General features: G+C 72.4%; 12 protein-coding genes. 3 read left to right on the forward strand and 9 right to left on the reverse strand.

What is annotated here, in order from left to right:
• Positions 1 to 107: 107 nt before the first annotated feature.
• Entirely contained in the window at positions 108 to 521 is a 414-nt protein-coding gene (locus ABZS97_RS15490; RefSeq protein WP_356137782.1) for an organic hydroperoxide resistance protein, read from the forward strand.
• Here the strand turns inward: ABZS97_RS15490 and ABZS97_RS15495 are convergent.
• The 9 genes from ABZS97_RS15495 to ABZS97_RS15535 form a co-directional block, all read right to left on the reverse strand.
• Positions 511 to 2,076, reverse strand: a complete 1,566-nt coding sequence (locus tag ABZS97_RS15495) for a hypothetical protein (RefSeq protein ID WP_356137784.1) — start codon at positions 2,074 to 2,076, stop codon at positions 511 to 513. The two genes, ABZS97_RS15490 and ABZS97_RS15495, sit on opposite strands and share 11 nt — an antisense overlap.
• 90 nt (positions 2,077 to 2,166) lie before the next feature.
• Positions 2,167 to 3,498, reverse strand: a complete 1,332-nt coding sequence (locus tag ABZS97_RS15500; protein WP_356137809.1) for a hypothetical protein — start codon at positions 3,496 to 3,498, stop codon at positions 2,167 to 2,169.
• 56 nt (positions 3,499 to 3,554) lie between these two features.
• A complete protein-coding gene (locus ABZS97_RS15505) occupies positions 3,555 to 5,765 on the reverse strand; it encodes a CDP-glycerol glycerophosphotransferase family protein (RefSeq protein ID WP_356137786.1) in 2,211 nt (736 codons plus the stop codon).
• A 1-nt stretch (position 5,766) separates the two neighbouring features.
• A complete protein-coding gene (locus ABZS97_RS15510; RefSeq protein WP_356137788.1) occupies positions 5,767 to 7,986 on the reverse strand; it encodes a CDP-glycerol glycerophosphotransferase family protein in 2,220 nt (739 codons plus the stop codon).
• A 146-nt stretch (positions 7,987 to 8,132) separates the two neighbouring features.
• Entirely contained in the window at positions 8,133 to 10,400 is a 2,268-nt protein-coding gene (locus ABZS97_RS15515) for a bifunctional glycosyltransferase family 2 protein/CDP-glycerol:glycerophosphate glycerophosphotransferase (RefSeq protein WP_356137790.1), read from the reverse strand.
• 161 nt (positions 10,401 to 10,561) lie between these two features.
• Positions 10,562 to 11,485 (reverse strand): carbohydrate ABC transporter permease, encoded by a 924-nt coding sequence (locus ABZS97_RS15520; protein ID WP_356137792.1) that lies wholly within the window; start codon positions 11,483 to 11,485, stop codon positions 10,562 to 10,564.
• Between the two features lie 272 nt (positions 11,486 to 11,757).
• On the reverse strand, positions 11,758 to 13,131 hold the full coding sequence (locus ABZS97_RS15525) for a sugar ABC transporter permease (RefSeq protein ID WP_356137794.1): 1,374 nt from the start codon (positions 13,129 to 13,131) through the stop codon (positions 11,758 to 11,760).
• Positions 13,132 to 13,138: 7 nt separating this feature from the next.
• The gene (locus ABZS97_RS15530) at positions 13,139 to 14,596 is read right to left on the reverse strand and encodes an ABC transporter substrate-binding protein (protein ID WP_356137796.1); all 1,458 of its coding nucleotides are present in this window, start codon (positions 14,594 to 14,596) and stop codon (positions 13,139 to 13,141) included.
• 363 nt (positions 14,597 to 14,959) lie between these two features.
• Positions 14,960 to 18,430, reverse strand: a complete 3,471-nt coding sequence (locus ABZS97_RS15535) for an FHA domain-containing protein (protein WP_356137811.1) — start codon at positions 18,428 to 18,430, stop codon at positions 14,960 to 14,962.
• Positions 18,431 to 18,869: 439 nt separating this feature from the next.
• On the opposite strand from ABZS97_RS15535, the gene ABZS97_RS15540 reads away from it, so the two are divergent.
• Together ABZS97_RS15540 and ABZS97_RS15545 are read left to right on the forward strand one after the other, a co-directional pair.
• Complete coding sequence (locus ABZS97_RS15540; protein ID WP_356137798.1) at positions 18,870 to 20,588, forward strand: serine/threonine-protein kinase; 1,719 nt, start codon at positions 18,870 to 18,872, stop codon at positions 20,586 to 20,588.
• Positions 20,589 to 20,712: 124 nt separating this feature from the next.
• Positions 20,713 to 21,972, forward strand: coding sequence for a serine/threonine-protein kinase (locus ABZS97_RS15545; RefSeq protein ID WP_356137800.1), 1,260 nt, complete (start codon positions 20,713 to 20,715; stop codon positions 21,970 to 21,972).
• The last annotated feature ends 127 nt before the right edge of the window (positions 21,973 to 22,099 follow it).

Raw genomic sequence — 22,099 nt, forward strand, 5'->3', positions numbered from 1 at the left:
GAGCGCCATTTAGTTGTGCACAACTGAATTGCGTGCTCTAATTGTGTTCGTGAGGCGGTCCGGACAGGCCGCCCCGACAGGATCTTGACTTGAGAGGGATGGTTTCCATGAGCGCGCTCTACACCGCCGTCGCCACCGCCACCCACGGCCGTGACGGCCGTGCGTACAGCTCCGACAGCAAGCTCGACGTCGAGCTGGCACCGCCGGCGGAGCTCGGCGGCAGCGGTCAGGGCACCAACCCGGAGCAGCTGTTCGCCGCCGGTTACGCCGCCTGTTTCGCCAGCGCCCTGGGCGTCGTCGGCCGCGCCGCGAAGGTCGACGTCAGCGACGCCGCGGTCACCGGCGAGGTCAGCCTCCACAAGGAGGGCGTGGGCTTCGCCCTGGCCGTCACGCTGCGTGTGGAGCTGCCCGAGTCCGTCGACGCCGAGACGGGCCGCAAGCTCGTCGACCAGGCCCACCAGGTCTGCCCCTACTCCAACGCGACCCGCGGCAACATCCCGGTCGAGCTCGTCATCGAGTAGTACGCCCGCTGTCGCCGACCCGCGCCAGCACCTCGCCGGTCTCGCGGCTCCACGCCACCACCGTCGCCTCCTCGGGCACCCGCCGCCGGCGCGTCAACAGCAGCCAGCGGACGTGGTACCGGCGGGCGACGGTGGTGCGCAGGGCGAGGGTGGACGCCGGGTCGAGGTAGGCACGGACCGCCGCGAGCCGTCGCAGCCGCTCGCCCTCGTCCAGGGCGCGGTCGGGCAGGACGGGCGCCGCGAGGTCCGCGCCGTAACCCGGGATCAGGCGCACGGCGTCGTACCCGTCGGCGACGACCGCCTCGCCCGGCCTGATGTACCGCGCGGCCCAGTCGTACGTCGGCCGGCGCGGCGGCTGCCCGAAGCCCACCGGATCGAGCGCGCGCGGCACGACCGCCCCCGCGTGCACCGTGAGAAATCCGGCGCACACGACGGCCGCGGTCACCCAGCCCAGCGCCCGTCGCGGCGCACTCCACGGCCGGGGCGCGGCAAACTCCACGGCGAGCGCGAGCTGCGGCGCCACCAGAGTCAGCCCCAGGATGTCGCCGTACGCGTCCTGCCCGCGGGCCCAGCCGTACGCCGGCGCCAGGCACTGCAGCGCGCACAGCAGCACCAGCGGATCGCGCCGTGCACGACGGGCCCGCGCCCACAGCGCCGGCAGCCCGACCAGCGCGGGCCAGACGCGCCCGGGCATCCCCACGTAGGCGTAGGGCCGCCCGCCGTCGCCCGCCATCGGCGCGAACGCGTCGAAGTACGGCCAGCAGGCGGCCACGAGCAGCGCCACTGCACCGGCCAGCGCCCAACGGCCCGTCACGGCCGCCCGCCACTCCCGCTGCCACCCCGCGACGAACGCCACCGCGCCGAGCACCGCCGCGACGGCCGTGACCGGGTCGATCAGCAGGATCAGCCCGTACAGCGCCCCGAGCCCCGCGTACCCGGCCACACTGCGCAGCCCGCTCGGCCCGACATACCGCACCAGCCCCGCGCCGCGCGCCCGCGACCCCGTCAGCGCCCAGGCCCAGAAGGTCAGACCGATTGCGCACGTCGACGGATAGCCGAGGTTGCCGGTCAGGGCCATCAGCCCGAGGGAGCCGCTCCACCCGGCCCGCTCGGCGCCCGACAGGAGCGTCACCGCGAACAGCGCGAGGACCGGCGCCCACGGACGGGGCGTCAGCACGCGCACGAGGCAGCCCAGGCCGGTCAGCAGCACCAGCAGGTTCAGCGGCCCGGCGAGCCGCACCAACGCCCAGCCCGTCAGCCCCGTCAGCCGGGCGAAGGCGCCCTCCGCGACGGCGTACGGCGAGTAGTACGCGCTGCCCGCGCCCGGCAGGTCCGCCGTCGGATGGGCCGGATGGAGCAGGTTCGCCCTGAGCCGTTCGACGACCGCGGCGTGCTGCCCGGCGTCGCAGCACAGCGGCACGCGCCAGTACGCCAGCGTCATCACCAGGAAGAACAGAAAGCCGAAGACCTGGTACGGCGTCGGGTGCCAGGTCCGGCCACCGCGCAGCGCGGTCGCGCCGCGCACGGCCCGCCGCACGACGAGGCCGACGCTCACCGGAGGGAGGGGGCGGGGCGACGGGACGCGGCGGTTCGAGGCATTCGTCGTATATTCCCGCCGAGGGCGACGACATGGCCGGGTGTCACCTCATCGGGCGACCGTGGTGTCCCTGCGCAGCGGGGCCGGCACCGTGCCCGACGTCCGGGACCACGGGTGTACGGCATGCCCCAGCAGCAGCGGCAGCCCGACCACCGGCAGCAGCCACACCAGCACGATCAGCCGGTCCCCGTAGATGTTGATGTCGGGGTGCCCGGCCTGGTTGAGGACCCCGGTGAACGCGGCCCCCAGCAGGAGGACGCCGAAGGCCGGGCGGTGCCGGATCGCCCCCCAGGCGGACGCCAGTACGGCCGTCAGGAACAGCGGGTCCCAGAGCCGGCGGCGCAGCCACTCCACCCAGAAGTCGAACTCCAGGTGGAGGAACTCCGGCCACAGGCGGGTGCGGTCGGGGCGGGCGAAGTGGTTGGTGAGCAGGTCCTGGAGGCTCTCCGACTCGGACGGGTAGTGCAGCACCTCGGCCACGAGAACCGTGCCCACGGCCGCGCAGGACGCCGCCACCGCGACCGCCCGCAGCGGCCGCCCGAGCGCCTGCCACAGCTGCCCGGCCGTCTTCAGCGGGCGCCCGTGCCCTACGAGTCCGGCGCGCACCCCACGCCGGACACCGATCGCGGCGCACGCCCCCGCCAGGCACACCCCGAGGAACAGCGACTGTGAGTGCTTGACGGTGAAGAGCGCGAGCAGCGACCCGCCGACCAGCGCCGCTCCGGCCCGGGTCCGGCCCTCCAGCGCCAGCGCGCAGCCCCACAACGCCGCCAGGGTCAGCGTCAGCAGCAGGCCCTCGGTCATCGGCCGCATGGCGGTCGTCCCGCACGGCAGGACGTAGAAGAGCGCCTGGCCGGTCAGGGCCGGCGGCAGGGACGCGCGCAGGGTGCGCAGGACCAGGAACGCGAGGACGCCGCCCGCGACCGTGACGGCCACGCCCGCGGCCCACAGCCCCCACGTCACCCCCAGCACCGTGATGAACGGCACCAGGAAGACCGGATAGCCGGGCCGCACCTCGAAGATCCGCATGAAGCGGGGCGGCATGAACGGCACGGTGTGCCCGCCCGTCTGCCCGGCGCGCAGCCGCTTCGCGACCACCCAGTGCTCGTAGCCCCGGCACTCCTCGAAGACCCGCCGGGTCGGGCTCGGCGCGTGGAAGCGCACCACGTCGACGCTCTGGTTGCGGCGTGCGATGGACGCCTTCCCGGCGCAGGCGTAGTCGATGGTGGCGGTGGCCGCGTCCTGCTTGCTGTCGCCGCGCAGACTCAGCGCGTACGAGAGGTAGTTCTTGGTGTCGGGGGTGTCCCGGCCGGTGACGTTGGCGAGTTGGAGGACGGCGAACACGGCGGCCAGGAGGAGGACCCAGGAACGGGGCTTCACGAGGGTCGGCTTCGCGAGGAGCGATTTCACGAGGAGCGGGTTCATGCGGAATGGCCTCACGAGGAGGCGAGGAGGTCGTGAGCGGCGGGCCGGGTGGGCGCCGGGACGGAGACCGGCTCCTCGACGCGCTCGCCGAGCATCAGCGTGCGCACCACCCGCTCGGCGGCCCGCCCGTCGTCGAACGCGCAGAACCGCTCCCGGAATCCGGCCCGCGACCGGGCCGACTCCGCGTCCTGCCAGGCCCCGGACGCGAACAGCCACGCCAACTCCCGGTAGGAGTGGGACACATGACCGGGTGCGTCGGCGGTGATGTCGAAGTAGGCACCACGGCTCGCCGCGTACGCACCCCAGTCGTCGGCGTGGATCACGATCGGCCGGTCCAGGTTGGCGTAGTCGAACATGAGGGCCGAGTAGTCCGTGACCAGGACGTCGGAGGCGAGCATCAGATCCTCGACGCGCGGCTCGTCCGTCGCGTCCACCACGACCCCCCGCCGGTGCAGATCGGCCAGGCCGAGACCGCGCGCCGGCCCGTCCGCGAGCGAGGGATGCAGCCGTACGACGAGGGTGGTGCCCTCGCCCAGGTCCTCGGCGAACCGGGCGAGGTCGACGCGGTCGATGTGGCCGCCGCGGATGTAGTCGCGGCGCGTCGGCGCGTACAGCACCACCCGGTGACCGGCCGGGATGCCCAGCCGGGCGCGGACCGCGAGCCCGTCGTCCGAAGTGGCGCGCACCAGGACGTCGTTGCGCGGACTGCCGGTGCGCAGCGAGGTGAAGTGGCAGGGGTAGGCGCGGTCCCAGACCAGTTCCGAGTGGCGGTTGGCGACCAGGCTGTGGTCCCAGCGGTCGGCGCGGCGCAGCATCTGCGGCACGTCGAAGCCCTGCCGTGCGCCCGGCTTGTCCAGCAGGTCGGCGCCCATGTACTTCAGCGGGGTGCCCTGGTGGGTGTGGATGTGCACGCTGCCGGGGCGCTTGACCAGGGAGCCGGGCCAGTTGACGTTGTTGACGAAGTACGTGGCCCGGGCGGTGACCTGGCGGTAGCGCGGCGAGTCCGGGGTGACGTGCTCGACGCCGGGCGGCAGCAGCGGCACCTGCTCCTCGCGCACCACCCACACTCCGCTGATGTGCGGGGCGAGTTCACGCGCCTTGGCGTACACGGCCGCGGGATCACCGAGCACGCCGCGGTGCGAGAACGCCGAGTACACCGCCAAGTCCGGGTCCAGCGCCCGGCGTTCGTCGAGCTTCGACCAGCCCCGCTTGATCCGCCCGGCGACCGCCCTGCGCGCCTGCTCCTGCCGCTCCCCGAGCCCCTTGCCGACCCGGGTCGTCTGCCGCAGGGCGCGGTATCCGGCGTAACTGCCTGTCAGGACCCGCAGTTCGGCGGGCACGGGCCCCTCCGGCCGGTGCTTCCGGAAGAGCTCGGCGGTGCGGCGGAAGAACTCGGCCTTGTCGCCGGCGGGCAGCCGGTCCGGCTTGGAGAGGATGTCGAGGCAGTGCTCGCCCATCTTGCGGTGCAGGTACGGGCGCCAACTCGCCAGCTCCGGACGGGAGTCGAGGAACGCGAAGACCCGCTCGTACTGCTCGTGGACGTCGAAGTGCTTACGGCTGGTGGTGGACAGGATGTTGCCCTGACGGCGCTGCCGGTAGTTCAGGCAGATCCGGTCGAGCGTGGCGATCCGCTGCGCGCTGAGCATCACGGGGAACGTCCAGGGCGTGTCCTCGTAGTAGCCCGGCGGGAACGCGAAGCCGTGCCGCTGGACGAAGTCGCGGCGGTACACCTTGTTCCACACGACCATCAACAGCTCAAGGATCTCCGGGTGTTCGGCCACGGTGAAGGTGCCGTCGCCGGCCTCCGCGAGCACCCGCGCGAGCACGTTCCTGCGGGTGCCGCCCCACCAGTAGGTGCGCGCGTAGTCGAAGACGAGGACGTCCGGGTCGGAGGTCTCCGCGAGCCGGTCGGCCATCGCGCGCAGGGCGCCGGGCGTGAGCGTGTCGTCGCTGTCGAGGAAGAAGAGGAAGTCCCCGGTGGCGTACGGCATTCCGGCGTTGCGGGCCCCGCCGAGTCCCACGTTCTCCGGCAGGTGCAGCACTCGCACGCGCGGGTCGCGGGCCGCGTACGCGTCGAGGATCGCGCCGCAGCCGTCCGGCGAGCAGTCGTTCACGGCGATCACCTCGATGTCCGTGAACGACTGCTCCAGGACCGAGTCGAGGCACTCGCGCAGAAAGCCCTGCACCTTGAAGACGGGGACGATGATGCTGAAGCGGGGCACGTCAGCTCCTTACGAGGGTCGTCGCGGCGGGGGCGGGGGTGCGCTCGGCCAGGGGCGTCACCGGCGAAATCGCCTCGGGTGGCTCGCCCAGCAGCACCCGCCGTACGACCCGTTCGGCGGCCCTTCCGTCGTCGAACTGGCAGAACCGCTCACGGAACCGGGCCCGCAGCGACCTCGCCTCCGCGTCCGCGTAGGAGCCGTCGCGGAAGACACGGGCCAGCTCGTCGGGGGTGCGCGCGACCGGGCCCGGCGGCGCCTGCATCAGGTCGAAGTAGACGCCCCGCGTCTCCCGGTAGACCTCCCAGTCGTCGGCGTACACGACGATCGGGCGGTCGAGGTTGGCGTAGTCGAACATGATGGAGGAGTAGTCGGTGATCAGCGCGTCGGCGGCCAGGCACACATCCTCCGAGGAGCGGTGCCGGGTCACGTCGATGATCCGGCCGCTGCTCCTGCGGGTGCCCCGGTCGTAGAAGTAGTGGGCGCGCAGCAGGACCACGAAGTCCTCGCCCACCGCCTCGCAGAACTCCTCCAGGTCGAGCCGGGCGTCGAAGCCGGTGGTGTAGTCGCGGTGCGTGGGCGCGTAGAGAAGGGCCCGCTTGCCCTCGGGAACCCCGAGGGAGCGCCGCACCCGGGCCACCTCGTCGGCGGTCGCCGTGTAGTACACGTCGTTGCGCGGATAGCCGTACTCCAGGGCCTCGTACGAGCCGGGGAAGGCGCGCTCCCACATCTCCGTGGAGTGCCGGTTGGAGGAAAGGTTGTAGTCCCAGCGGTCCACGCGGGTCAGCAGCTTGGTGAAGCTGCCGGTCGCGGCCGCCACCACCGGGTACGTCGACTGGTCGACGCCCATCTTCTTCAGCGGGGTGCCGTGCTGCGTCTGCACGTGCACGCTGCCGGGGCGCTTGACGACCGTGTCCGCGAAGTTGGCGTTGCTGATCAGGTACTTGGCGCGGGCCAGCACCTCCCATGCGCGGCGGCTGCCGATCACCGCGTGGTCGATTCCCTCCGGCAGGGAGTCCACCGCCTCCGGTTCGACGAGGAACACCGAGCGGATGTGCGGGGCGAGTTCGCGGGCCTTGGCGTGGATCGCGGCCGGGTTGCAGGCGTAGCCGCGGCCCCAGTACGCGCAGTACACGGCGAGGTTCTCGTCGAGCGCGCGGCGCAGATGGGCCGCGTAGATGCCCCGCGTCCGCAGCATCCGAGGCCGCGGCACCACCGAAGCAGCGCCCGCCGCCGCCTTGTTGGCGCCCCGCAGCGCCCGGAACGCGCTGTACGCACCGGCCGCCAGCAGCCTGTGCTGCACCCCGAGGCTGCCCGCCGGGGGCCGGAACCCGGCCGGGCGGTGGCGCCGGTGGAGCCGTCCCGCGCGCCGGAAGAAGGCCCGGCGGCTGCCCGCGGGAAGGCGCTGCGGAGTGGCCGCCGTCTTGAGGACGAGCGTGAAGAGGTGCCCGAACAGTGGCAGCAACCGCTGTGCGGGCAGGCCCTGTTCGACGGCCCGAGTGAGCACCAGGTCGACTTGGTCGAGGAGTTCGAGCTGGTGCTCGCCGGGAGAGTTGAGCCTGCTGCCCTGCCGCCGCAGCAGATGCCGTACGACGACCTGCCGCAGCACCGCCTTGCGACCGGCCGCCAACGTCACCAGACCACCCCAGCCCAGGTCGGTGAAGTGACCGGCAGGGAAGGTGAGGTGGTGCTCGACGAGAAACGCGCGACGGTAGGCGGCGCTCCATGCGGGAAGGCGTACGCCCGTCAGCTGCGGGGCCTGGTCGGGGGTGAAGGATCCGGCGGGCGCCTTCTCGAAGAGCACCGCCGTCGGCTCGCTCGGCTCACCCTCCCACCAGTGCACCCGCTCGTGCCCGAAGTAGAGGAAGTCCACGTCGTCCACGTCCTGCCGCGCCTCGTCCCGCAGCCGCGTCTCCAGGGCACCCAGCGCGCCCGGCACCAGCTCGTCGTCGCCGTCGAGGAAGAGCACGAACGTACCGCTCGCCGCCCCCAGCCCGGCGTTGCGCGCCGCACCCAGCCCGTCCGCCGGTGGCGAGTGGACCGGGGCGACCCGGGTGTCCCGCGCCGCGTACTCGGCGGCGACGGCCCACGCCGGGGCGTCCGGCGCGTCGCAGACCGGGATCAGCTCGAAGTCGCCGAAGGACTGCGCGAGCACCGAGTCCAGCGCCCGGGACAGTCGCCCCGCGACGCCGTGAGTGGGAACGATGATGCTGAAGCGGGGCATTCTGCTCTTTCTCTGGGTGGGTCGGGAAGGGCCGGACCGAGCCGGGATCAGCCGAGATACCGGCGGCCGGGGCGCCCGGCCGGACGCCATGTGGCCGGCCGGCTGGGGGTGGGCCGCGAGGGACTGGAGGGCATGCGGACTCCGGGTCAGAGGCTCTCGGTGACGGGGACGGCGGCGCCGGGCGGCGGCACGCTGGCGAGGGGCGGCACCGGCCGGGCCGCGGCGGCCGACGGCACGGGGTGTCGCTCGGCCAGGGGCGTGACCTGCGGAAGCCCCGTCGTCTCGCCCAGCACCACCCGGCGTACGACCCGCTCGGCGGCGCGCCCGTCGTCGTATGCGCAAAAGCGCTCGCGGAACGCGGTCCGCAACTGAACGGAGCGCGAGCCGCGCCAGTGGCCGGTCGCGAAGATGTCGATCAGCTCGTCCTCGCTGCGCGCGACCGCGCCCGGCGGGAAGGCCCGCACGTCGAAGTAGGTGCCGCGGGCCGCCTCGTACGCCTCCCAGTCGTCCGTGTGGACCACGATCGGCCGGTCCAGGTTGGCGTAGTCGAACATCAGCGACGAGTAGTCGGTGACGAGTGCGTCCGAGGCAAGACAGAGCGATTCGATGCTCGGGTGGCCGGACACGTCGATGAGCCGGCCCCCGGCGGACCGTGTCAGAGGCGCGTCGTAGGAATGGTGTGCGCGGGTCAACACGACGAAGCGCGGGCCGAGTTGGCGCAGTACCCGTTCCAGGTCCAGGGTGAGCCGCTGCGAGCGGCGGTAGTCGCGGTACGTCGGCGCGTACAGGATCGCCACCGCGTCCTCGGGGATGCCCAGCGACTCCCGCAGCCGCGCCACGTCCGCCGAAGTCGCCTGCTGGAACACGTCGTTGCGGGGGAGTCCGTACTCCAGCGTGGTGAAGCCGGACGGGAAGACGCGCTCCCACACCAGGGTGGAGTGGCGGTTCCCGGACAGGCAGTAGTCCCAGGTGTCGGCGCCGCGCAGCAGCTCCGCGAAGTCCGTGTCACGCGCGGCCGCCGGGCGGTCCTGCAGATCGAGGCCCATGCGCTTGAGCGGCGTCCCGTGCTGTGTCTGGATCACGGTCTGCCCCGGCCGCTTGACCAGCCCGCGGTCGAACCCGTCATTGGTCACCAGGTACTTGGAGCGGGCAAGCGCCGTCCAGTACGCGGCCGAGTCGGGCCGCAGCCTGCGCGTCGACGCCGGAAGCGTGTGGTGGTGCTCGGGGCGCGCGATCCACGCCGTGCGGATCTGCGGCGCGAACGTGCGGAACGCGGACTCCAGCGCGCCCGGGTTGCAGCCGTAGCCGCGGCCCCCGTGACTGGAGAAGACGGCACGGTCGGCGCGCAACGGGAGGCGGAGCTGCATGCGGTAGTGCAGGTGGAGGGCCGCGCCGCGCGCCCGGCGCAGTACCGACGAGCCGAGCTTCCGGGTCCGTCCGCGCAGACGGGAGCCGAGCGACAGCAGTCGGTAGGTGCGGTGGCTGCCGAGCCGGACCAGGGTGTGCCGCAGCCGGACACGCGGGCGGGCGCCGGTGCCGGGCGTGCGGTAACGGGCGTAGTACGTACGGGCCTTGCGCAGGAACTCGGTGCGGGAGCCGCGCGGCAGCCGGTCGCGCCGGACGAACACCGTCGCCAGGTGGTCGACCATGCGGCGGAACAGCACCGGACGCCAGTGCGCCAGCTCCGGGTGCGCGTCGAGGAACGCGAAGACCCGGTCGTACTGGTCGAAGACGTCGAAGTGCCCGCGGCTGGTGGTACCGAGGATGCTGCCCGTGCGCCGCTGCCGGTAGTGCACGCACACCCGGTCGAGGGTCGCGACCGTCTCCGCGGTCAGCAGCACCGGGTACGTCCACGGCGTGTCCTCGTAATAGCCGGGCGGGAAGGCGAAGCCCTCGCGCTCGACGAACTCGCTCCGGTACGCCTTGTTCCAGACCACCATCAGGACGGTGAGCAGCCCCGGGCGGTCGTCCAGCCGGAACGGCGCCGGTCCCTGCTCGGTCAGTTGGCCGGCGAGCTGGTTGCGGCGGGTCTCGCCCGACCAGTAGGTGCGCGCGTAGTCGTAGACCAGGACGTCCGGTTCGGAGGTCTCCTTCAGCCGGTCGGCGATCGCGCGCAGCGCGTCAGGGGTGAGGGTGTCGTCGCCGTCCAGGAAGACCAGGTAGTCGCCGCTCGCATGCTCCAGACCCGCGTTGCGGGCGCGGCCCAGACCGACGTTCTCCGGCAGGTGCACCGGCCGCACGCGGGCGTCGCGGGCCGCGAACTCGTCGATGATCGCGCCGCACGCGTCGGGCGAGCAGTCATCCACCGCGATCAGTTCGAGATCCGGGTACGACTGCCCGAGAACCGATTCCAGGCACGCGTGCAGGTACGCCTGAACCTTGAACGCGGGGACGATGACACTGAACCTGGGCAAGGGACATCCATGGGTCGGCGCGGGCATACCTGCCCGGGAACGGCCGAAGGGGTGATCCGGTTACGCCAGTTGTGGCATCCGGGGGAATGCCGGGTGAACGGGGGCGCACGGGGAGGGGCGGGCCGGTTTTGGCCCGCCCCTCAATGCGGTTGTCGTACGGGTTACTTCACCGCGCCCGCCATCACGCCGGACACGAACTGCCGCTGGAACGCGAAGAACACGGCCAGCGGGATCACCATCGAGATGAAGGCGCCCGGCGCCAGCACGTCGATGTTGTTGCCGAACTGGCGTACCTGCGTCTGCAGCGCGACGGTGATCGGCTGGCTGTCCGCGTTGGAGAACACCAGGGCGACCAGCATGTCGTTCCACACCCACAGGAACTGGAAGATGCCGAGGCTCGCGATCGCGGGCCCGCCGAGCGGCATCACGACCCGTGCGAACAGGCGCAGTTCACCCGCGCCGTCCAGCCGGGCCGCCTCCAGCAGCTCCCTCGGGATCTCCGCGAAGAAGTTGCGCAGCAGGAAGATCGCGAAGGGCAGGCCGAAGCCGGTGTGGAAGAGGACCACTCCGAAGATCGTCCCGAAGATGCCGAGCTTTCCGAAGAGCTCGGCGATCGGGATCAGCGCGACCTGTACGGGGACGACCAGCAGGCCGACCACGGCCAGGAACCACCAGTCGCGGCCCGGGAACTCCATCCACGCGAAGGCGTAGCCCGCCAGGGAGCCGATCACCACCACCAGGAGGGTCGCCGGGACCGTGATCAGCACCGTGTTCACCAGGGAGCCGGTGATGTCACTGTTCTCCAGCAGCTTCTGGTAGCTGTCCACGGTGAGCTGCGAGGGCTCGCTGAGGACCTTCCACCAGCCGCTCGCGCCCATGTCCTCCGGCTTGCGCAGCGAGGAGAGCAGCAGGCCGATGGTCGGCACCAGCCAGAACAGCCCCACCAGGAGCAGGAAGACGCGCAGGACGCCTCCACCGACCCGGCCGGTGATGCGTGAGCCCAGGGACTGCTTGGCCTTCACCGACTCGACGGGTGCACTCTTCGTGCTCGTCGTCGGCGTAGGACTGCCGGCGTGCGTTGTCATCGCCGTACCTCCTGCCGCAGTCGCCGCACGTTGCTGTATCTCTCCGGGGGGCGACCCCCGGACCCCTGGCAGAAAGACGGGCGCGTTGTCATCGCCGTACCCCCTGCCGCAGTCGCCGCACGTTGCTGCATTTCCCCGGGGGGCGACCCCCGGACCCCCGGCAGAAAGTCGGGCGCGTTGTCATCGCCGTACCTCCTGCCGCAGTCGCCGCACGTTGCTGTATCTCTCCGGGGGGCGACCCCCGGACCCCCGGCAGAAAGTCGGGCGCGTTGTCATCGCCGTACCTCCTGCCGCAGTCGCCGCACGTTGAACCAGATCACCGGGATCACCAGGAGGAGCAGGAAGACGGCGATTGCGCTTGCCACGCCCGGCTTGTCCTCGCTGAATCCCTTGCGGTACAGCTCCAGCGCCAGGACGTTCGCGTCGTCCTGGGACGAGCCCGGCGGGATGATGAAGACCAGGTCGAAGACCTTCAGTACGTTGATCATCAGTGTGACGACGACGACCGCGAGGACCGGCGCGAGCAGTGGCACCGTGATCCTGCGGAACACCTGCCACTCGCTGGCGCCGTCCACCCGCGCCGCCTCCAGGAGTTCGCGCGGCATGCCGGCGAGCCCCGCCGCGATGAGCACCATCGCGAAGCCCGCCCACATCCACACGTACGCACCGATCACGGCCGGGGTGACCAGCGACGGGCCGAGCCAGTCGACGCCGTTGTACGGCTCCCGGAAGTTGCTTGCCGGCAACCGGAGTTGAGCGCCGTCCGCCTTCGCGGAGAGCGTGAACGTGCCGTCGCCGCTCACCTTCGCCGAGTCCACGACCTTGCCGTCCTTGACCGCCTCGACCTTCATGCCCGCGTAGCCGAGCTCGCTCGCGTCCACCTTGCCGAGCGTGCCGACACCCTTGCCGCGGGTGAAGTCCTGCCACGCCGTGCCGGTGACCTTGCCGGGGTCCGACGGCGCCTGTACGGCCTTCTTCGCACTGTCGGGCATCTGGTCCGGGGCGACCCCGACCAGCGGGAGCGCCACGGACTCGCCCGTGTGGACCGGGGACTTGGTGAGGAAACCGCCGTCCGACGCCTGAAGTGGCGACTGGCGGCCCGGGTGCGCCTTCGGGAACGCCGACGAGTCGGTGAACGTGTCGTGCACGCCCACCCACACCGCGTTGGCGATTCCCTTGTCCGGGTCCTGGTCGTACACCAGACGGAAGATGATCCCCGCCGCGAGCATGGAGATCGCCATCGGCATGAAGACGACCAACTTGAACGCCGTTCCCCAGCGCACCCGTTCGGTCAGCACCGCGAAGATCAGACCGAGCGCGGTCGAGACCGTCGGCGCGAACACCACCCAGATGATGTTGTTCTTCAGCGCGGTGCGGATGCCGTCGTCCGTGAACAGGGCCTTGTAGTTGTCCACTCCGGCGAAACCGTCGCCGGACTGGTTGATGAAGCTGCGGATCAGCGAGTAACCGATCGGGTACATCACGAGCGCGCCGAGCAGCACCAGCGCGGGCAGCAGGAACAGCACCGCCACGGTTCTGCGGGTGCCGGTGACGCTCTTGTGCTTGCGGTTGCGGCTTTCGGGCGCGGGTGGAGCCGCGGGGGCCCCCGGGGTCCCGGGGGGTCCTCCCGCCGTGGCCGATGTCATGGCCGGATCAGCTCCCGTACGCCGCGGCCGCGTCCGACTCCAGTTTCGCCTGCGTCCCCGCGATGTCCTTCGGGTTCTTCAGGAAGTCCTGCAGATCCTTCCACTCACCCTTGCCCGGCGTACCGCCGAAGGCCTGCGGGGCCTGGTCGGACATGTCGAAGCGGAAGTCGTCGCCGGCGGCGATCAGCGCCTTGGCGATCTTCTGCTGCACCGGGTTCGGATATGCGGAGTTGTCCACGTTCTTGTTCGGCGAGAGGTAGCCGCCGAGCTTCGCCTGGATCGTCGCCGCGTCCGGTGAGGCCAGGAAGGTCGCCAGGGCCTGCGCGGCCTTGGAGTCCTTGAGGATCACGGCCGCGTCGCCGCCGCTGACCACCGGAGCCTGGTCACCGACCGCCGGGAACGGGAACACCTTCGCGTCCGTGCCCACCTTGGCCTTCGTCTGCGTGATGTTGACCTGCACGAAGTCGCCCTCGAAGACCATGGCCGCCTTCGGCTGGTCGCCGCCGGTGAAGGTCTGCGTCACCGAAGCGGGGAACTCCGTCTGCAGCGCGCCCTTCGCGCCGCCCGCGACGAAGTCCTTCTTGCCCCAGACCTGCGCGAGCGTGGTGAGCGCGGCCTTCACGGACGGGTCCGTCCACTTGATCTTGTGCTGGGCGAGCTGGTCGTACTTCTCCGGGCCCGCCTGGGAGAGGTAGATGTTCTCGAACCAGTCGGTCAGCGGCCAGCCGTCCGCGCCGGGGACGGAGAACGGGGTGACACCGGAGTCGTAGACAGCCTGAGCGGTTGTCATGAGCTCGCTCCAGGTCTTGGGCTCCTTCGCCCCCGCGTTCTCGAAGACCTTGGCGTTGTACCAGATCAGAGACTTGTTGGCCGCCTTGTAGTAGACGCCGTACTGCTTGCCGCCGACCTTGCCGATGTCCTGCCAGCCCTGCGAGTAGTTCTTCTGCAGCTCCTTCACCGCGTCGGTGCCGAGGGGCTTCGCCCACTTCTTGTCGACGGCCTGCTTGATGGCGCCGGGCTGCGGAAGCATCGCGATGTCCGGCGGTGAACCGCCCGCGATCTTCGAACCGAGGAAGTTGATGATCGGGTCCTGCGCGGGGACGAACGTGACCTTCGCGCCCGTCCGCTTCTCGAACTCGGCCAGCACCTTCTTGAAGTTGGCCTGCTCGGCGCCGGTCCACACGGCGGCGACCTCAAGGGTGGCGCCGTTCAACTTGGGGAGGGTGACGGTGGCGCCGCTCTCCTTGCCGCTGCCGCCCGTGTTGCCGTCCTTCTTGTTGTCGTCGCTTCCGCCGCATGCGGCGAGGAGAAGGGAGCCGGCTACGACGGCTGCCGCGATGGTTGTGGCGGGTTTGACGTTTTTGGTGGCTCTGTTGGCTTTCCTGGCTGCGTTCTTGGATTGGTTCTTGGGTTCGTTCCTGGATTCGTTCCTGGACGGCGTGCGTGTACGAAGAGTGCTGCGCATCAGTGCCCCGTTCTTCGTTCCTCGTCGAACGACCGAGCGGCTGTCCCGTTCGATCTGGTCTACGCCCGGGGGCTTGAGGGCGGCAAGAGCGCCTGCGATGTCAAGTGAGCGATCGTGACCGCGTTGTGATGGCGGGTTGCCTTTTGCAGGGCGCGTGGGGGCGTGCGTGGGGGCGTGCGTGACGCCGGGGGCGGCGGAGCCGCGTTACTGCGGGCAATCGTGCCGCTAGGGGCGGCACGGGTGGGCGCAGCGGCGCCTCGTAAGCGCCGAGTTGCGTGACCTACCCCCGCCCAGCACCAGCACCGGGCTCGAAGGAAGCAAGGGGCACCCGGGGATTCCCCACCCACCCCGGGTGCGTCGGGGTTACAGGAGGGAGGGGACCTCGGGGGCGGAGACTGAGCGGGCGGCTCGGTCGAGGGCGCTGGCGAGGAGGGCGAGGTCGGTCGGACCGTTGCCGAGCTCGCGGACCGGACGCCGGGCAGGCGGGTCGCCCATACGGTGCCATTCGAGGGGCACGACCGTGGGACGGAGGGTGGCCGTACGGGGGATGCGCCCCGTGACCCGCCCGGCCTGGAACGGCGTGAGCCGCCCGTCCGCACCGGTCAGCCGCCCCCGCCCGGGGGCAGGTTCGTCCGGCCCGGCCGAGGGAGCGTCGAGGAGGATGCGAAGCGTCGCGGCCCGACCGAAGTCGGACTCCGCGGCCCGCCCCCCGACCCCGGCCGCCGCCACAAGATGCACCCCGAGCCGCTCCCCCTCACGCACCACGGCCTCCAGCGCCCGTACGACGGACCCCGCGGCCGGCCGCCCCGGCGACCCCAACGCGGGCGACAGCAACGCGTCCAGGTCGTCCACGACCACCGCCAGCCGCGCGAGTGGCGGCCCCGCCTCCTCCCGCTGCCGCGCCGCCCCGGGCCGCAGTCGCAGCGTCGAGCTGGACGGCGGGTCCAGATCAGCGGCTCCGGACGCGGTCCCTGACGCCGTGCCGGCCCCGGTACCCGACGACCGCTGCGCGACGATCCGCCCCGAAACCTCCCGCCGCGTGTGCCACTCCGCGAACCCGAGCCGCCCGAGCAGCTCGCTCCGCCGCTTCAGCTCGGCGCTCAGCGACTGGGCGAACTCCCGCATGCGCACCGGGTCGTTGGCCGTGAGATGGGTGGTGACATGGGGAAGGTCCATGCAGACCCGGAGCCCCTCGACCCGCCCCGCGTCCTTGCCGCCCGTGCCGTCCTGCCCGTCTATCAGGACGATCCCGAGCCGGTCGGGCCGCTCCGCCGCCGCGAGCGACGCGGCGACGGCCCGCAGCAGTTCCGTACGGCCGCTGCCCGTCGGGCCCTCGATCAGCAGATGCGGGCCCTCGGTCTGGAGATCCACGCAGACCGGTCCACGCGGTCCCGCGCCCAGAACGGCCCAGGCGCGCCCGCCGAGCGTCTCCGTGTCGTCGGTCGCGTCCGCCCAACGCGCCAGCAGCGACGCCGGGGTGGCCCGCGCGAGCCCCAACTCGTCCAGCAGCCGCGCCGATTGCGGCAGCGGAGCGGACACACGCGTGTGCCGGTCGCCGCCGGCGCCGTCCGTACGCAGCGGGGCAAGCGCCCGCGCGAACCGCTCGGCCCACGCCGCCGACACCGCGTCCACCGCCGCCACCGTGCCGTGGCCCACCGGGCCGCCGGGGGCGACCCGCATCAGCCTCAGCGCCGTGGCCACGTCCCCGCTGAGCAGCGCCACGGCCCCGCACTCCCGGAACGCCGGCGACGCCTCGCACGCCGCCTCGTACGTCTCCGTCACCGGCGAAGCGGGCGACGCCGCCGCCGTCTCCGCGAGGCATACGACATGGATCCCGGCCCGCGCTCCCTCGTGCGTCAGCCGCACCACGGCTTCACGCACATCGGCGCCTCCAGGGTCCCCGTCCACGACGACCACGGTGAACGGCCCCGGGAACTCTCCGGTCTCCTGCGGGTCGTCGTCGCGCGCCCAGGAGGGGCGCCGTGCGCCGCCGCGCACCGCTTCGTCGGCATGGTCGGCCCCGGGCGCGGGTCGCGCTTCGGCCGGGTCGCGGGGGCCTCGGCCCGGCTCCGTCAGGTGGTCGTGGTCCTCCAGGCGGCGAAGGAGCTCGTCCGTGCGGGCGGTCGCCTGTTCTCGGTCGTATGCCAGAAGGAGGCGGCAGTCCTGGCCGTGTGTGGGGCGCAGGTGGGGGAGCCAGCCGAGCCAGGACCACTCGGCGGTGCGCTCCTGCGGCGTACGGGAGCGGTCCGTGCTGATCAGGACGATTTCGAGGGAGTCGGGGGAGTGCAGCGCGGCGAGCTGGGCCACCACCGAGCGCGCCAGACCGGCGAGCCGTGCGCGAGGCCCCGCCAGGCCCAGGGCGCCGACCTCCCGCAGACCGGCGGTCACCGGCACGGCGGGCAGCAGCCCCGAACCGTCCGGCGCCGCCCGGTCGGCCGTACCGAGCCTGACGGTCAGGATCTCCGGGTGTCCCGGCCCGCGCTCCCACAGCCGCGGCCCCGGTCCCAGCGCGGTGAGCAGCAGCGTCGCCGGGTCCGGCCAGCTCTCCGGTGCCTGCGCCACCGCGCCCGCGGGCTCGGCCGCCGCCGGCTCCTCCTCGTCGTACGCCTCCGGGCCCGGTTCCTCCGGCTCGCCCCGTCCTCCGGTCAGCCGCCGCGCCCACGCACTGAAACCACCGCGCTTGCGACCGCCGTCACCTGGCGACCCGTCCTGTGGTGCCTCCGTGCCCCGCAGCGGCGTGCCCTTCCTCGTGGCGGTCGCGGGAGCGGGGGTGGGGGTGGCTGTCGGCGGTGCGTCCTCTTCGGCAGTCCTGCCGGTGCCGGTGCCGGTGTCGCTTTCCCTGCCGCGTGGGTTCGGGAGGGCGAATCCGTCGGGTACGACCAGTCCGCGCGCCCCGCCGTGCGTGGCGCCGTCGGACGGCGCCGTCGCCCTGCTCTCGATCCTTGGTGCGCGGCCCTGGCCCGGTACGACGGGTTCCGCGGAGGTGTGCGGTGCCGGGGCGGCCCAGGGGGCCGAACCGTAGGCGTGGTGGGTCTCCCCGGAGGGGGTGTGCGGGCCTGGCGCGGCCCCGACGCGCGCGTGGGGGCCGTTTCCGTCGCTGTTCCTGTGTGCGGTGTCGGAGGTGGCCGCCGGGTTCTCGGTCCCGGTGGCCACCCGGACGTGGCCCTCGCCGTCGGGGGTCGTCCCCACGGGCTCCGGGGTGCCGGGCGGAGCCAGTCGCAGGGCGGACTCGCCGACGCGCAGGAGCGCACCCGCCGCGAAGCGGACCGGGCGGGAGTCGACGCGGGAGCCGTCCAGCGTCGTGCCGTTCGTGGAGCCCACGTCCGCGACCGCGACGCGGCCGTCGGGGGTGACGGTGACCTCGCAGTGCAGACGGGAGACATCGGGGTCGTCCAGCGGGACGTCCGCGTCGGCGGAGCGGCCGATGTGGAGCCGGCCGTCGTGCAGCAGATGGACCCCGCCCGCGTCGGGACCGGCGACGACATGGAGCTGTGCCGCCACGCCGTCCACGTCAGGTCCCGGCTCCGCCGGGGAGCCCAGCGACAGCACGGCACCGTCCGTCAGGGGCGGCTCGCCCAGGGTGCAGCGCTGCGCGTCCAGCCGCTCGGCGCCCGCGTACAGCACGACCGGGCCGCCGCCGAGCTCGCGGCCACGCTCGGGCAGGGCGGCACCGCCCTCGCCGCCGACCGCCGCTGCCAGGCCCGACGCCACCGCGGCCAGCGCCGTCCCGGCGGGCGCGGTGACCAGCACATCGCAGGCCGCGGCACGCCCCCGTGGCTCGAAGCGAGTCCCCAGCGGGCCCAGCGGGTCTACGACGGTCAGCCGGATCTGCATCGCCGTCAGCGGTCCCTTCCGCACGGGCACCCGCAAGCGAGGACGAAGCTCGGCGCGGTCCCCCACCGCAGACTTCCCCCACCGCGCACGGGCACGTCGGCCAGTACTGAAGGCATCCTCGCACCTGCCACTGACAACACGCCCGCCGCCCACCCGCAAGTGATCTTGATTGGTCGGCTCTGCCCGCAAAAGTGCCTGACCAGTGCCCGACCGGTGCCCGGTTGAGACCGGTGTTGAGATCGGTCACTCCCAGCTCCGGCAACCAACGGCCCGAAGCGAGCGTCTTTCCATCGAACACGCGGGGGAACGCGTACGTAGTCGCCCATGGGAAGCACACGAGGACGACACCCCGGCGCCGCGGACGGCGGCACTACAGTGGGTCGGAACACCTGAAGCACGGTGGACCGACCAGGCAAGCAAGTAACAGGGAGCGCATGACGTGCGGCCGGTAGGGAGCAAGTACCTCCTTGAGGAGCCGCTGGGACGCGGCGCCACAGGCACCGTCTGGCGAGCCCGCCAGAGGGAGGCCGCGGGGTCGGAGGCGGCCGTCGCGGGCCAGCCCGGCGAGACCGTGGCGATCAAGGTCCTCAAGGAGGAGCTCGCCAACGACGCGGACATCGTGATGCGGTTCCTGCGCGAGCGGTCCGTCCTGTTGCGGCTGACCCACCCGAACATCGTCCGGGTTCGGGACCTCGTGGTCGAGGGCGACCTGCTCGCCCTCGTCATGGACCTCATCGACGGCCCCGACCTGCACCGCTACCTCCGCGAGAACGGGCCCTTCTCGCCCGTCGCCGCCGCGCTGCTGACCGCCCAGGTCGCCGACGCGCTCGCGTGCAGCCACGCCGACGGCGTCGTGCACCGCGACCTGAAGCCCGCGAACGTCCTGCTCAAGCAGGACGGCGGCGAGATGCACCCGATGCTCACCGACTTCGGCATCGCCCGCCTCGCCGATTCGCCGGGGCTCACCCGCACCCATGAGTTCGTCGGCACGCCCGCGTACGTCGCGCCGGAGTCCGCCGAGGGCCGTCCGCAGACGTCCGCGGTCGACATCTACGGCGCCGGGATCCTGATGTACGAGCTGGTCACCGGACGTCCGCCGTTCGGTGGCGGGTCCGCCCTGGAGGTCCTCCACCAGCACCTGAGCGCCGAGCCGCGCCGGCCGTCGACGGTTCCCGATCCGCTGTGGACCGTCATAGAGCGCTGCCTGCGCAAGAGCCCCGACGAGCGGCCCAGCGCCGAGAACCTCGCCCGTGGGCTGCGCACCGTCGCCGCGGGCATCGGCGTGCACGCGAACTCCGCGCAGATCGCCGCCGCGGAGGGCGTCGGCGCCCTGCTCGCCCCGGATCCGGCCCCGGCCGCCGTCCCCGGCGTGCCCGGCGCGGCCGACCCGACGCAGGTCCTGCCGCACGGCGCGGGCGCCTACGACCCCAACGGCGCGACCAGCGTCCTGCCGCACACCGGTGACGCCGACCCCACCTCCGTACTGCCGCACCGCGGCGCGGCCGACCCGACGGCCGTGATGCCGCCGGTGCCGCACAACCAGCCCGGCGGGCCCCAGGGACCCGGACCCGAGGACCCGCACCCCTGGCAGAACCAGCTGCGCGCCGCGCGCGACCGCAACGAGCAGACGCAGGTCCAGTACCTGGACCCGAGCCAGGACCCGCTGCGCCGCCGGCCGCAACGGCAGGTCGCCCGGCCCCAGCAACAGCCGCAACAGCCGCCGCAACGACAGCAGCGGCCGCCGCAGGGGCAGCAGCCGCCGCCCGGGTACGGGTACCCGCAGCAGCCCCAGCACCAGCAGTACCCGCAGCAGCAGTACGCCCCGCAGCCTCAGCCCCAGCAGCAGTACGCCCCGCAGCCTCAGCCGCAGCAGCGGTACGCGCCGCCCGCCCCGCAGCAGCCTCAGCAGCCCGCTCCGCGCCAGCCGCGCGAGCCGCGGCAGCGCAGCGCCAATCCGACGAAGATCCCCGGGCTCGGCTGCCTCAAGGGGTGCCTGGTCACGATCGTCATCCTGTTCGTCGCCGGATGGCTGATCTGGGAACTGAGCCCCCTGCAGGACTGGATCGGGCAGGGCAAGAGCTACTGGTCCCAGCTGGGTGAGTGGTACGACACCGTGAGCGGGTGGATAGGGGATCTGGGCGGTGGCTCAGGCAACTGACCCGGTCTCCGACAGCCGAGTCTGTTGATTTGTCGACACCTGGCGGGTGATTTCCGTCTCCGCGGTGAAGGTTGGCTCCTCGGACGCGTACGTTTAGCGACAACACGCGTCTGTAGGAGCAGTCTTGGCACGGAAGATCGGTAGCCGGTACACCGCGAACCAGATCCTGGGGCGGGGCAGCGCCGGCACGGTGTGGCTGGGCGAGGGGCCGGACGGGCCCGTGGCCATCAAGCTGCTGCGCGAGGACCTCGCGTCCGACCAGGAGCTCGTGGGCCGCTTCGTCCAGGAGCGCACGGCTCTGCTCGGGCTCGATCACCCGCATGTCGTCGCCGTACGCGACCTCGTCGTCGACGGCAACGACCTCGCGCTCGTCATGGATCTCGTCCGCGGCACCGATCTGCGCACCCGGCTCGACCGGGAGCGGCGGCTCGCGCCCGAGGCCGCGGTCGCGATCGTCGCCGACGTCGCGGACGGGCTCGCCGCCGCGCACGCGGCCGGCGTCGTGCACCGCGACGTGAAGCCCGAGAACGTGCTGCTCGACATGCAGGGGCCGCTCGGGCCCGGCGGCGCGCACCCCGCGCTGCTGACCGACTTCGGGGTCGCCAAGCTGATCGACTCGCCGCGGCGGACCAAGGCGACGAAGATCATCGGTACGCCGGACTATCTCGCGCCCGAGATCATCGAGGGGCTGCCGCCGAGGGCCGCCGTCGACATCTATGCGTTGGCGACGGTTCTGTACGAGCTCCTCGCCGGGTTCACGCCGTTCGGCGGCGGGCATCCGGGAGCGGTGCTGCGGCGGCACGTCACCGAGACGGTGGTGCCGTTGCCCGGCATTTCCGACGAACTGTGGCAGCTGATCGTGCAGTGCCTCGCCAAGGCACCGGCGTCGCGGTTGCGGGCGTCCGAGCTGGGGGCGCGGCTGCGGGAACAGCTGCCGCTGCTGGCCGGGATGCCGCCGCTCGACGTGGACGAGCCGGACGCGGAGTCCGAGTCGGAGGACGAGGCTTACGTGTCCGCGGCGGAGGCGTTGCCGCGTGAGGGGGAAGGGGCGCGGGAGCGGGTACGGCGGGGGGCTGTGCCGTTGGTGCCGGGGGCTGTGCCGGACTCCAATCGGGATACGCATACGTCGATGCGGGTGCCGGGGCCTGATGAGTTGGCGGGGGGTGCGCGGGGGACTGCGCGCGCTCCGCGGGCGGCGGGTGCGCCTCGGCCGGGCTCGGCCCGTCATCGCGCATCTGCGCGCCGCCGGCGGATCACGCTCGGGGTCGCCGCGGTCGCTCTCTTGGCTGCGGTGGGGGTCGGTGCGTGGCTTGCTACGTCGGATGACGATGCGGGTGGGGCGCCGCCGTCCGGGACTGAGCATTCGGCGCCTGCTGCGCCGTGATCTGGCGGGGGCGCCTGTCGCGGGGTGCGGTGCGTTGTGGGTCGGGTCCGTGCCGGTACGTCTTGCCCGTCGCCGCGTGGGCGTACTGCCCGGGGGTCACATCGGCGGAGCTTGGCTGGGGGCCTGC

The sequence above is a fragment of the Streptomyces sp. NPDC005485 genome (genome assembly GCF_040606085.1).
Classification (GTDB): Bacteria; Actinomycetota; Actinomycetes; order Streptomycetales; family Streptomycetaceae; genus Streptomyces.